The organism is Mycolicibacterium komossense, assembly GCF_025822605.1.
Classification (GTDB): Bacteria; Actinomycetota; Actinomycetes; order Mycobacteriales; family Mycobacteriaceae; genus Mycobacterium; species Mycobacterium komossense.
This window is the reverse complement of record NZ_JACKTY010000018.1, coordinates 32671-44862: the sequence shown is the minus strand read 5'-3', so window position 1 is coordinate 44862 and position 12192 is coordinate 32671. Positions and strand designations below refer to the sequence as shown.

Genomic DNA, 12192 nt, shown 5'->3' with positions numbered 1-12192 from the left:
TACACCGTCCTCACACGTAGGCGGTGAGCCGGGCGGCCAGAGCCACCTTCCCGCTGTCATCGACGGCGGTGGCATCGGCGACGGCGGTGTTGCGGCCGATCCGCATCGCCGTCCCCAGGTAGCGCGACTGCGCGCCGGAGAAGAACGGGCGCAGGAAATTGACCCGCAGTGACGCGGTCCGCATCGGCGCAGGGCGCCCGGTGTTGATGGCGGCCGAGGCTGCCAGTTCCAGCCCGGCCGAGGCGACACCACCGTTGACGATGCCCAGTGAGTTGTTCAAGATCGGGTCGACGCACTGCGCCAGTACGGTCGATCCGTCTTCGTCGTCGCGCACCTGGACCGCCATCAGATCGGCCAGTGGCGCCCGAGGCGTCGGGAGCGCGAACGGCGGCGGCGTCTGGGGCATGCCTTCGCCGGCCGGGAGATAGAACGAACGCACCGTGCCGCCGCCGACGGTGACGTCGCCGCAGGTGAAGACGCAGACCGACAACGCCGTCGCGCCTTTGGGCCCGAGCGGTCGGGAGTTGGCGATCACCGGGAGTTCCGGGTTGCCGAAGATGACCGCGGCACCGTCGGGGCTGAGCTCCACGGTCAACTCGCTGGTGACCGTCCATTCGGTGTTGGAGCGCCGGTAGTGGTTGCTGTTTCCGCCCGCGGCGTCGAGCAGGATTGCCAGCGGCCCGATGGTCGGGGCGCCGGTGAAGGGGTTCAGCAGATCGGCCACGGGCATCGACAGAATCGAAATACCCTCGGCCACATCATTTTCCAGATGCCGGATATCGAAGCGCCGCAGAATGTTCTCCGGTGTCTCGATATCGTGCTGGTCGGCGTCGCTCACTCGAGGCAGATTATCGGTTCAGCAGGAATTGTCATGTCCTATGTCGGGGCCGGCGACGATACTCGGTGACTGTGAGCGCAGAACCGACTTCGTGCGCACCCGGCCGCGACCGGTTGCGCGAACTGCTCGACGCCGTAGTGGAGGGCGGGAACACCAGCGTCGAGGGGATGGCCCGCAGCACGTATGTGTCCGAATTCCACTTCTCGCGCGAGGTCAGGAGGCTCAGCGGAGAGTCTCCCGCGGCGCTGCGCCGGCGGATCATGCTGGAGCGGGCAGCGTGGCGACTGCAGCGCGGCGAGGCGGTGGCGACCGTGGCGGCCGACGAGGGCTGGTCTTCGGCCGAGGTGTTCTCCCGGGCTTTCCGGCGCAGCTTCGGGATCCCGCCATCGCGGGTCGGCGCCGAGTTCCGGCTGCCTGCGCCCAACGGACTGCACTTTCACCCGCCGCATTCACTGTGGCTCGACGGAAACACCGCCTCGGCTGATATCCCGGCGTTGATGATCGCCCACGACATCGCCGATACCGGCTACCTGATCGGACGAGCCGCCGAATTGTCGAATACTCAATGGCGGCAGCCGCTTTCACCCAATCAAGTGGTGCTGGACTGGGACGGTCCCGAGTCCAGCGTTGCCGCGGTGCTTTGCGGGACGGTCTGGGCCAAAGAGGTCTGGTTGGCCAGCATCGAAGGCCGGGACTTCCCGTCGCGCGCTGCCACCGACCCGGCCTCTGTCGACGCGCGCTCGCTGGCGGTCCACCACGACGACATCGGCGCGCACTGGTCGGCAATGGTGGCCACCATGACCGCCGACGGCCGGCTGGCCGACACCGTCATCGACGCCCTGTGTGATCCGCCGGAGTCGTTTCAGCTCTACGGCATCGTCGCGCACGTGCTGACCTACGCGGCGCACCGCCGAGAGCTGGTCCGCGCGCTGCTGTCCCGCCTTGATGTACCGACCCGGCCCGGCGACCCGCTGGACTGGATGAGGGGCAACTGAAATGTCGACCGTCTATTTCACCGCGTCCAGCCTGGACGGTTTCATCGTCGATGACGCCGGCAGTCTGGACTGGCTGCTATCCCGGGATATCAACGCCGGCGAGGAACTTTTCGGATATGAGGCGTTCGTCGAAACGGTCGGTGCCCTGGTGATGGGATCGACCACTTATGAATGGCTGGTCGAGAACCAGCCGGGGGAGTGGATGTACGAGCAGCCCACCTGGGTGCTGACCCATCGCCCGCAGATCGTGGCCGACGGTCATCGGGTGCACGTGCACGCGGGGTCGGTAGCGAGTCTGCATCCGGAGTTGGTGGCGGCGGCCGCACCCAGAGACATCTGGGTGGTCGGCGGCGGGGATATCGCGGCGCAGTTCGTGGCGGCTGACCTGGTCGACGAGATGATCGTCTCGTATGCACCGTGCAGCCTGGGTTCCGGCGCCCCGGTGCTGCCCGTTCGGTCCGAGTGGGCACTGGCCGAGTCGGGGGTGAACGGCGACTTCCTCTGTGCCCGCTGGGTGCGCGGGGCGGGACCGTCCGTACCCACATGAGAATGTTATTCTCCAAATATGGCTAACTGCGTTCACGTCGGGGCGCGATGAGTATCTCGCTGCTGCTGGAGATGGCGCTGTCGGGCGATCCGGACCGGGTGGCCGTCGTCTCCGGGGACGTCCGGCTGACCACTCAGGAGCTCAGCGACCTGGCCGACGGGGGCGCCGGCGTCATTGCCGAATCGGGCTGCGAACACGTGGCCTACGTCGGCGCGGGTGGCGTCATGCTGCCGCTGCTGCTGTTCGCCTCGGCGCGGGCCGGCCGCACCTTCACCCCGATCAACTACCGCCTTTCCGGTGACGGCATCCAGGCGCTGATCGAGCGACTGCCTGCCGCCCTGGTCGTAGTCGAGGCCCGCTACCGCGAGATGATCGGCTCTGCGGGCAAGCAGCTGATGGATTCGGATGACTTCCTCGCCGCCGCCCGCACTGCGGAGCCTGCCGCGGAGTTTCCCGACCCGGACGACGTCGGGGTGGTGCTGTTCACCTCGGGTACCACATCCAAGCCCAAGGCCGTCGAACTCACTCACAACAACCTGACCACCTATATCACCGGCACCGTCGAGTTCGCCGCGGCCGAGGAATCCGATGCCGCGCTGATCTGTGTGCCGCCGTACCACATCGCCGGAGTGAGTGCGGCTCTGTCGAATCTCTACGCTGGCCGAAAGATGGTGTATCTCAACAACTTCGACGCGCGTGAGTGGGTGCGCCTGATCCAGGACGAGGGCGTCACCAGTGCGACGGTCGTCCCGACCATGCTGGACCGGATCGTCACGGTGTTGGAGACCGGCGAGCATGCGTTGCCCACCCTGCGCAATCTCGCTTACGGCGGATCGAAGGTCGGACTTCCATTGGTGCGCAAGGCTCTTGAGCTTCTTCCCGATGCCGGTTTTGTCAATGCCTATGGCCTGACCGAGACCAGCTCGACGATCGCGATGCTCACCCCTGACGATCATCGTGCTGCGCACGCGGCGGCCAACGCCGGCACCGACCCGGCCGCGGCGAAACGACTGGGCTCGGTCGGGCGGCCCGTGCCGGGTATCGAACTGCAGATCCGCGACGAGGACGGCACTGTCCTCGGGCCGGGAGAGACCGGCGAGCTCTACGTCCGCGGTGAGCAGGTCTCGGGCACGTACACCGGAATCGGTTCGGTGCTCGACGAACAGGGCTGGTTTCCCACCAGGGATATCGCCACCGTCGACGAAGAGGGCTTCCTGTTCATCGGTGGTCGCTCCGATGACACGATCATTCGCGGGGGCGAGAACATCGCGCCCGCCGAACTCGAGGATGTGCTCGTCGAGCATCCGCATGTCCACGAGGTCGCCGTCGTCGGCACGGACGACCCGCAGTGGGGGCACGCGATCGTCGCGGTGGTGGTTCCCGTCGCCGGAATCACCCCTGACCCAGAAGAACTGCGCGAGCATGTGCGCAAGAGTCTTCGCGGTTCACGCACTCCGGACCGGGTGGTGTTCCGCGACGAGTTACCGACCAATGCGACCGGCAAGATTCTGCGACGCGAGATCGTCGCGAGTCTGAACCCAGACAAGTGAGGACGAACCGATGGTAAAGAACGGCACCCGCCTGCAGAGCCAGGTCGACGACACCCAGGTGATCGTGGTCAAGACCGCCGACAGCCTCGACGATCTGCGCTGCGGCGGCGCGGCGATGATCCCGCTCGACAGCGAGAAGTCCGGCGCCGGTATCGATCCCAAGTTTGCCGAGGGCACCGCGATGGGCAAGCGCTACGTCGACGCCGGCGGGGCCGAGGTGCTGGTCACCAAGGCCGGCCAGGGCACGCTGGCCATCGGTGACGAACCGCTGAACCTGAAGGAAGCCAAGCCGCTGCCGGCCAGCGACTGACCGCTCGGCGGATCTGCAGACCGCACTGCCGACGGTCGCTGTATGGCTCGGCCGGAGCTAGGCCACCTCGATGACCATCGCGGCACCCATGCCGCCACCCGCGCACATCGACAACACACCGATACCGCCCCCACGTCGGCGCAGCTCGTGGATGGCCGAGGTGACCATCCGGGCACCGGTCGCGGCGATGGGGTGGCCCAGGCTGATACCCGAGCCGTACACGTTGACGATCTCCTCGTCCAGGCCCAGCTCGCGGGCACACGCCACGGCCTGCGCGGCGAACGCCTCGTTGATCTCGAACAGCGCGACATCGTCGAGTTTGCGGCCGGCCAGTTCCAGCGCTTTCGGGATGGCGGTAATGGGAGCGCTGCCGGTGCGGTTGGGATTCACGCCGACCTGCGCCCACGACAGGATGCTGGCCAGTACGTCCTGCTGGGTGTCGGGGGCGGCCAGTGCGAGCACGGCGGCGGCGTCGTTGGTTCCCGACGAGTTGCCCGCGGTGACGCTGAAGCCCTCGATCTCGGGATGCAGCACCTTCAGGCCGGCCAGGCTTTCCATCGAGGTGCTCCGCCGCGGGTGCTCGTCTTGGGCGAAGGTGATCGTCGACCCGTCGGATTGAGGCACCTGGATCGGCACGATCTCATCGACGAACGATCCGGCGTCGATGGCCTTGACCGCGCGCTGGTGGCTGCGCAGCGCCCAGGCGTCCTGGTCCTCTCGGGTGAGGCCGTACTGCTGAACGCAGTTCCAGGCGACTGTGATGGACATGTCGAACGGGGGAGCGTCCGCGGCAGGCGGGTTCGACATCGGTGACCAGCGCTCGTAGTCCTCGGCAGCCTTGCCCGCAGTGAAGGCCTTGCGCTTGGTCATCACCGGCATGGTCGACAGCGACTCCATGCCACCGGCCAGGATGGCGCGGCTCATGCCGGACGCGATCTGGCCGGCGCCGATCGCGATGGCCGAGAGGCTGGATGCGCACTGACGGTTGACGGCCACGCCGGGGACGTCGGTCATGCCGAGGTCCACCGCGATGTAGCGGGCGCTGTCGCCGCCGCCCTGCAGGCTCTCGGCCAGCACGAAATCATCGAAATCCGCGGGGTCCAGGCCGGACCGGTCCACCGCGGCCGACACGATCGGTTTTGCGATCTCGATCGGCTGCATATCAGCCAGCGAACCCTTGCGGGCGGTGCCGATGGCGGAACGGGCTGCCGCGACGATCACGGCCTTGCTGCTGGCGGTCATGTTTTCTCCCAGGGGGCGAACTGTCTGCAGAACAGTTACGAGAACTCTGTTCTGTTATACAGAGAATCAATGTACCGCGTTACATCGGGGTGGAAATTCGTCACCTACACGCGGTTGAGACAGAGCTGGCTGCGACTTCTGCTCGAACGAAGTCGCAGCCAGCTCTTGGCGAACTCGGAGCTCTACTCGGGCGTGTACCCGAACGGCAGCAGCACGCTCTTGGCCTGCGTGTACTGCTCGATACCCTCGGGGCCGTTCTCGCGGCCGATGCCGGAGTTCTTGTATCCACCGAACGGGGCGCCCGGGTCGAAGGCGTACATGTTGACCGCATACGTACCCGTGCGGATCTGCGCGGCGATCTTCATGGCCTTGTCGTTGTCGGTGGTGTAGACCGAGCCGGCCAGCCCGTAGACGGAGTCGTTGGCGATCCGCACCGCGTCTTCCTCGGTGTCGTAGGGGATCACGACGAGTACCGGTCCGAAGATCTCTTCCTGCGCGATGGTCATCGCGTTGTCGACGTCGGCGAACACCGTCGGCTGCACGAACCAGCCACTGTCGAGCCCTTCGGGACGGCCGCCGCCGGTGACGATGCGCGCGCCTTCCTCGACGCCCTTCTTGATGTAGCCCTCGACGCGCTCACGCTGGCGCTCCGAGATCAGCGGGCCGATCATCGCGCCGGCGTTATCGGGCAGGCCCACGGGCATCGCCGCGACCGCGCCGGAGAGTTTTTCCACGACCTCGTCGTAACGCGAGCGCGGCGCCAGGATGCGGGTCTGTCCGACACAGGCCTGCCCGCAGTTCATCAGGCCGGAGAACACCAGCATCGGCAGCGTCGAGTCCAGGTCGGCGTCCTCGAGGATGATGGCCGCGGACTTGCCGCCCAGCTCCAGCGTGCACGGCTTGAGCTTCTCGGCGGCGATCTTGGCGATCTCCTTGCCGACCGCGCTGGACCCGGTGAAGGTGAACTTGTCGATCTCGGGGTTGGCGGTCAGCGCACGACCGGTTTCCGGACCGCCGGGGACGACCGAGAGCACGCCCTCGGGCAGCCCGGCCTCGGCGAAGATCTCGGCCATCGCGAACAGTGACAGCGGGGTCTCGGCGGCGGGCTTCACGACGATCGTGCAGCCGGCCAGCAGCGCGGGGCCGAGCTTGTTGGCGGCCAGGAAGAAAGGGACGTTCCATGCCGTGACGGCGGCGACGACGCCGATCGGCTCGCGCAGCACCATGGTCTGGCCGTAGATGCCGGTCCTGATATCGCGCCAGGTGAACTTGTCGGCGGCGCCGGCGAAGTACTGGAACGACGACATCGCGGCGCCGTACTGCATCATGTCGACGATCGTCGGCGGCTGGCCGGTCTCGGCGGCCAGCAGGAACTTCAGCTCCTCGGCCCGTTCTTCGAGGATCTTGACGGCGCGGCCCAGGATCTCGCCGCGCTCGGCGGGCGACATGTGCGGCCAGGGTCCTTCGTCGAAGGCCTTGCGGGCGGCTGCGCAGGCGGCGTTCACGTCGGCTTCGGAGGCCAGCGGCACCTTGCCCACCAGTTCGCCGGTGGCGGGCGAATGCACTTCGATGACGTCGGAGGTGGCCGGCTCGACCCACTTGCCGCCAATGAACAGCTGGTCCCATTCGGTTTTGAAAGCCGTGCTCTGTGTCATGAGCGTCACATTACCCACCGAAACGCAAAACGAGAACCTGTTGCATTTCAGTGGTTCAGGTCGGCTGCAACACCAGCACCAGGTTGCTGACGAGAAACTCCCGCAGTACCGGCAACCGGGTCATGGGCCAGGCCCATCTCGGGTGGTAGCGCGGGAATGCGGCGATCAGAGTGCCGGTCGCCGTCGCCCATTCCAGGCCGTCGGCAGCGGACACCTCGAAAAGTGACGATCCGTAGTTGTTCTTCGGTGGATGGCCGTGCTTGCGGGTATATCGCGCCGCGGCCCGCGCTCCGCCGAAGTAGTGCGTCAGGCCCATCTCGTGCCCGCCGAAAGGTCCCAGCCAGACGGTGTAGGACAACACCGCCAGCCCGCCCGGTCGCGTGACCCGCAGCATCTCGGCGCCCAGTTGCCAGGGGCGCGCGACGTGCTCGGCGACATTGGACGACAAGCAGATGTCCACGCTGTCGTCGGCGAACGGCAACGCCAGGCCCGACGCGCGAACGAAGGTCCCGGCCGTCCCGCCGGAGCTCGGCGCCGCGTGCATCTCCCGCGGGTCCGGCTCGACCCCGATATACGACAGCCCATGAGCGGCGAAGGCGTCGGCGAAGTACCCCGGCCCGCCCCCGACATCGAGTACGGTCCGGCCTGACGGGGTCCCCTGATGCGCACCGCGCCACAGGTCGGCGACCATCAGAGCAGTGTCTTCGGCCAGTGCGCCATAGAACCGGGCCGGATCGCGCTGCTCGAAGCGGAACTCGCTGAGCAGCCGCAACGAACGGGCCAGCGTCGCCTGTCGCAGGAAGAGGTCGGTTACGGCCATCGGGTGACACCCTACGCAGCGGTTAGGCTTGCTACCGATGTCCACTGCCCCCACACGCCAGCCCGACGGTATCCGTTCGGCGCTGCTGTTGTGCTGGCGCGACACCGGCCATCCGCAGGGTGGTGGCAGTGAGGCGTACCTGCAGCGGATCGGGGCGCAACTGGCGGACTCCGGCATGACCGTCACGCTGCGGACCGCCAGATACCCGGGTGCGCCGCGACGCAGCGTCGTCGACGGCGTCCAGATCAGCCGCGCCGGCGGCCGCCACAGTGTCTATATCCTGGCCGGCCTGGCGATGGTCTTCGCCCGGATCGGGCTCGGGCCGCTGCGCCATACCAAGCCTGACGTCGTGATCGACACGCAGAACGGTCTGCCGTTCCTGGCCCGGCTGGCCTTCGGCCGCCGGGTCGTGGTGCTGGTACACCACTGCCATCGCGAACAGTGGCCCGTGGCGGGTCGGGTGCTCAGCCGGTTCGGCTGGTTCGTCGAGTCGCGGTTGTCGCCGTGGATCCACCGCACCAACCAGTACGTCACGGTGTCGCTGCCGTCGGCGCTCGACCTCGCCGAACTCGGCGTGGACCTGGACCGGATCGCGGTGGTACGCAACGGTCTCGACGAGGCCCCGGCGGACACCCTGACCGCCGGCCGGTCCGATACCCCGCGGGTGGTGGTGCTGTCGAGGCTCGTGCCACACAAGCAGATCGAGGACGCTCTCGACGCTGTTGCGCAGCTTCGCGACGACGTTCCCGGTTTGCGTCTCGATATCGTCGGCGACGGGTGGTGGCGCCAGCCGTTGGTCGAGCGGGCCGAGCAGCTGGGCATCCGCGACCTCGTCACCTTCCATGGCCATGTCGACGATGCGACCAAACACCATGTGGTGCAACGTGCCTGGGTTCACCTGCTGCCATCGCGCAAGGAAGGCTGGGGACTGGCCGTGATCGAGGCCGCCCAGCACGGAGTGCCGACCATCGGCTACCGATCCTCGGGTGGGCTCAACGATTCGATCGTCGACGGCGTGACCGGGATGCTCGTGGACGACCAGCCCGAGCTGGTGCGACGGCTGGCCGAACTGCTGACCGACCCGGTGCTGCGCGATGAGCTCGGCCGCAAAGCGCAGCTGCGCAGCGGCGACTTCTCCTGGCGCCAGAGTGCTGAGGCGATGCGCAGTGTGCTGCTGGCCGTCCACAGTGGTCAGCGGGTCGGCGGCCTGGTCTAACCGACCTGCGCTGACCTCGCCCGCGTGACGGCCATTCCCGCGGCGCCCAACACCAGCATCGCCAGCCAGATCAGGTGTGCGGCGGTGACCTGTGTGCGTAGCGCGTTCGGCGCTCTCGGTGCGTCACCACCCACCCGGTACAGCGTGATGTCCGCATCGTGATAGGCCACCGGTAACTGGGCGAGCGTGGTTGCCGCCGAAGCGATTTCGCCTCCGGTGCCGGATTCGACCACCAGCCAGCCGACTCCGGCCTCACGCAGCCGGGTCGGATCGGATCCCGCCAGCAGCAACTCCTGGACGGCCCTGGCGTTGGCGCCCTCGCCGAGGATGGTGTGCCCCGAGATGGTGAGGTCTCCGGTGGTCAGGACATCGGCGCGGATCCACCGGGGCAGCGGGTCGAGCACCGGGGCCTCGCCCGACCAGCGGAACTGACGCATCGAGTCGGCGGGTAGCACGGCGACGGGCCGGGGGTCGGCGTTGATCTGTGCGGTCATCGCGGTCCAGCCCGGCGGATACTGGACAGCGGTCATCCGTCCTGCCGCCCCCCACGCCAGATCGGGCAGTGTCAGTACCACTGCCGCGCAGCAGGCCACGGCCGCCGCAGCAGAGGGCAATCCGGGGCGCGCCCGCGACAACGTCAGCACCGCCCCGCCCGCGGCCAGGGCGTATGCCGGCATGGCCAGCGCCACCCACTTCTGCCCGTCGCGCAGCACACCCAACCCGGGGACGGCCTCCACCACCGCGCGCAGCACGGCCAGGCCGGGCCCGCTGGCCATCAGCGCGGGCAATACGACGGCCGCCACGGCCAAGGCCAACAGCGGCCAGGCGCTGCGGTGGCGCAGCACAGCAGGCACCCCGGCCGCCACCACCGCCAACAGGACGATGGTCGCCGTGATTGCGAAAACTGTTGAGCGCGAACCGGGTACGGCCTCCGCATTCCAGATGCCTCCGAGACCGGCCAGGCTGCCCAGCGTACCGAGACCGGGTTCGGCCCTGGCGGCGAAGGCGCCGACGCCGGGCACCCCCGACGCCTGATAAGCCGACAGCGAGTGGGTGACCGCCGACGCCACCAGCCACGGCAGCGCTCCCAGCAGCGAGAAGCCGGCAGCGGCCACCGCGCACAGCCACCGGGGGCTGCCCGCACCCGGGACTGCCACACACACCAGCGCGACCATCGCGGCCAGCAGCAGGCCGGTGGGCGTCAGGCCCGCCAGCGCAATCCAGAACGCCAGGGCGGACAGACCACCGAGGCGCCCCGCGTCGCCGCAGCGCAGCCGCAGCATGGTCGTCGCCACCCACGGCAGGGCGCCGTAACCGACGAGCAGGCTCCAATGTCCCTGCAGCAGTCGTTCCGCCACATAGGGATTCCAGATCGCGACGGTCACCGCCACGAGTTGTCCGGCCAGCCCTGCCTCGGGCAGTACGTGCGCGGTCAATCGTGCCGCGCCCCAGCCGGCCGACCACAGCCCGGCCAGCAACAGCACTTTGACCACCAGCCCGCCGTCGACCAGTTGGGACGCCAGGGCGATCGCGAAATCCTGTGGTAGCGCGCGTGGCGCCGCCTCCGTCAACCCGAGGGCGGCGTCGGACAGATATGACCGCGGCGTCGAGACCGCGTCACGCAACAGCAGATAGCCCGGCGCCCATAGCGGCGCCGTGACGATAACCGCGAGTGCCAGTGCATATCCCGGCACCGCCCAGCGGCGTGTCCGGGACATCGGCACTCGCTATTACCGGTCGGGGGGACCGGGATCTGGATGCAGGTCCGGCCGCTGCGCAGGCAGCTTCTCCGTCGCGGCCTCGGCCGCAGGCATGGGGCCGGTGTCTTCGTCGCGGCGGAAGAAGCCGCCCACGTTGGCGCCGTCGAGACCCGGATCGATCAGCGCCGACTCCGCGCGCACACTGAACGAGCCGAGCAGCGCGCCGGCCACCAGCGCGACCAGGCCGGCAGCGGTGAACGTGATGGGCAGCACCCGAGACCACAACGCCACCCGGTCCCGCTCGTCCCTGGCCGCGGCGACCTGGTTCTCGACGGTCTGTTCGGTCGAGGTCACCGTGTAGTCGACCAGCGCGAACTCCGGCTTGAGGCCGTCGCGGGCGTAGTAGTGGTTGGCGCGTTCCTCGGCCTTGACGATGGTGCCCGACACCGGGTCGACCCAGAAGGTCCGCTGGGCGGCGTAGAAACGCGTCATCGTGATCGGCTCGTCCGGGTCACCGGGCAGGCCCCACAGCGACGCGCGGGCGGTCACCACACCGTCCTCGGCGTCGTCGTAGAGCGAGGCGTACTTGAGGGGCTCGACGAGCTTGCCGTCGGCGTCGTAGCCGACGTTCTGCTTGAAGCGGTAGGTCGTCAGGCCGTTGACATCTTCTTCGCCCTCGTAGTTGGCGTCGAACGCCTTCTGCGCGATCGGGTCGAAGTAGGGATAGGTCTTCTTCTCCGTGCTGAACGGGAACCGGTAGGACAGACCGTCGTGCGTCAACGCGATGTTCGTCGGCGGCTTGGTGTCCTCGATGCTGCGGGGCTTCTGCACGGCGCCGCCGGGATGCGTGTCGTCGGACACTGCCATGGCGGTGCTGCGGTTCAACGTCACCGAGTCGACCATGGCCAGCATCAGGCCGTTGTCCTGCTGCTTGTCGGTGCGCCGGATCGTGGTGCCGACCTGCAACGTCACCACATCGGCGTTGGCCGGCGTCTCGACGCTGAGCTGCTGCTGCGAGACCAGCGGGACGTTTCTGTCGATGACGAAGTGCTGTTCCGACAGCGACGCCGGATCCAGCGCGGTGCCGGTTCCGTTGCTCACCAGCGTGGTGTCGATGTTGAGCGGGATCTTCTTGATCTTGCCTGCGGTATAGGTGGTCAACAGCAGCGCGGCGACCAAAAGAGCGGCTCCGAGGCCCAAAATGCCACACGCGGCGATACGCAACATGACTGCACGATTCAAGCTGCCGTACCTTCTTTCCGGTCCAGGTAGCGGAGGCAAACCCGTTTTCAGACCCTAACAGCAGAACGTAAGGCGCA

General features: G+C 67.7%; 11 protein-coding genes. 5 read left to right on the top strand and 6 right to left on the bottom strand.

The features are described from left to right. Nucleotides 1–10: 10 nt before the first annotated feature. Entirely contained in the window at nt 11–838 is an 828-nt protein-coding gene (locus H7J73_RS06455) for a PaaI family thioesterase (RefSeq protein WP_264066443.1), read from the bottom strand. 71 nt (nt 839–909) lie between these two features. Between H7J73_RS06455 and H7J73_RS06450 the strand changes: the two genes are divergently transcribed. The 4 genes from H7J73_RS06450 to H7J73_RS06435 are packed head-to-tail and all read left to right on the top strand — an operon-like array spanning nt 910 to nt 4240. After that, on the top strand, nt 910–1833 hold the full coding sequence (locus H7J73_RS06450) for a helix-turn-helix domain-containing protein (protein ID WP_264066442.1): 924 nt from the start codon (nt 910–912) through the stop codon (nt 1831–1833). Between the two features lies 1 nt (nt 1834). Continuing rightward, complete coding sequence (locus H7J73_RS06445; RefSeq protein ID WP_264066441.1) at nt 1835–2380, top strand: dihydrofolate reductase family protein; 546 nt, start codon at nt 1835–1837, stop codon at nt 2378–2380. A gap of 47 nt (nt 2381–2427) precedes the next feature. After that, nucleotides 2428–3930 (top strand): class I adenylate-forming enzyme family protein, encoded by a 1503-nt coding sequence (locus H7J73_RS06440; protein ID WP_264066440.1) that lies wholly within the window; start codon nt 2428–2430, stop codon nt 3928–3930. A gap of 10 nt (nt 3931–3940) precedes the next feature. Further along, complete coding sequence (locus H7J73_RS06435) at nt 3941–4240, top strand: hypothetical protein (RefSeq protein WP_264066439.1); 300 nt, start codon at nt 3941–3943, stop codon at nt 4238–4240. 57 nt (nt 4241–4297) lie between these two features. Here the strand turns inward: H7J73_RS06435 and H7J73_RS06430 are convergent, their stop codons facing one another. From H7J73_RS06430 to H7J73_RS06420, 3 genes are all read right to left on the bottom strand, one after another. Beyond that, nucleotides 4298–5482: a thiolase family protein gene (locus tag H7J73_RS06430; protein ID WP_264066437.1), complete on the bottom strand. Its 1185-nt coding sequence runs from the start codon at nt 5480–5482 to the stop codon at nt 4298–4300. Nucleotides 5483–5664: 182 nt separating this feature from the next. Then, nucleotides 5665–7137: an aldehyde dehydrogenase gene (locus tag H7J73_RS06425; protein ID WP_264066435.1), complete on the bottom strand. Its 1473-nt coding sequence runs from the start codon at nt 7135–7137 to the stop codon at nt 5665–5667. Nucleotides 7138–7192: 55 nt separating this feature from the next. Beyond that, the gene (locus tag H7J73_RS06420; protein ID WP_264066434.1) at nt 7193–7957 is read right to left on the bottom strand and encodes a class I SAM-dependent methyltransferase; all 765 of its coding nucleotides are present in this window, start codon (nt 7955–7957) and stop codon (nt 7193–7195) included. Between the two features lie 37 nt (nt 7958–7994). Here H7J73_RS06420 and H7J73_RS06415 point away from each other — a divergent pair, with 37 nt between their 5' ends. Next, entirely contained in the window at nt 7995–9173 is a 1179-nt protein-coding gene (locus H7J73_RS06415) for a glycosyltransferase family 4 protein (RefSeq protein ID WP_264066433.1), read from the top strand. Here the strand turns inward: H7J73_RS06415 and H7J73_RS06410 are convergent. After that, entirely contained in the window at nt 9170–10891 is a 1722-nt protein-coding gene (locus H7J73_RS06410) for an MmpA family trehalose lipid delivery protein (RefSeq protein WP_264066431.1), read from the bottom strand. The two genes, H7J73_RS06415 and H7J73_RS06410, sit on opposite strands and share 4 nt — an antisense overlap. 12 nt (nt 10892–10903) lie before the next feature. Then, nucleotides 10904–12115: a cell envelope lipid trafficking protein PgfA gene (gene pgfA, locus H7J73_RS06405; RefSeq protein ID WP_264066430.1), complete on the bottom strand. Its 1212-nt coding sequence runs from the start codon at nt 12113–12115 to the stop codon at nt 10904–10906. Between the last annotated feature and the right edge of the window lie 77 nt (nt 12116–12192).

Coding starts and splice junctions, on each gene's coding strand:
- H7J73_RS06445 (WP_264066441.1), top strand. CDS start 1,835: ATGTCGACCGTCTATTTCACCGCGTCCAGCCTGGACGGTTTCATCGTC.
- H7J73_RS06440 (WP_264066440.1), top strand. CDS start 2,428: ATGAGTATCTCGCTGCTGCTGGAGATGGCGCTGTCGGGCGATCCGGAC.
- H7J73_RS06435 (WP_264066439.1), top strand. CDS start 3,941: ATGGTAAAGAACGGCACCCGCCTGCAGAGCCAGGTCGACGACACCCAG.
- H7J73_RS06430 (WP_264066437.1), bottom strand. CDS start 5,482: ATGACCGCCAGCAGCAAGGCCGTGATCGTCGCGGCAGCCCGTTCCGCC.
- H7J73_RS06425 (WP_264066435.1), bottom strand. CDS start 7,137: ATGACACAGAGCACGGCTTTCAAAACCGAATGGGACCAGCTGTTCATT.
- H7J73_RS06420 (WP_264066434.1), bottom strand. CDS start 7,957: ATGGCCGTAACCGACCTCTTCCTGCGACAGGCGACGCTGGCCCGTTCG.
- H7J73_RS06415 (WP_264066433.1), top strand. CDS start 7,995: ATGTCCACTGCCCCCACACGCCAGCCCGACGGTATCCGTTCGGCGCTG.
- H7J73_RS06410 (WP_264066431.1), bottom strand. CDS start 10,891: ATGTCCCGGACACGCCGCTGGGCGGTGCCGGGATATGCACTGGCACTC.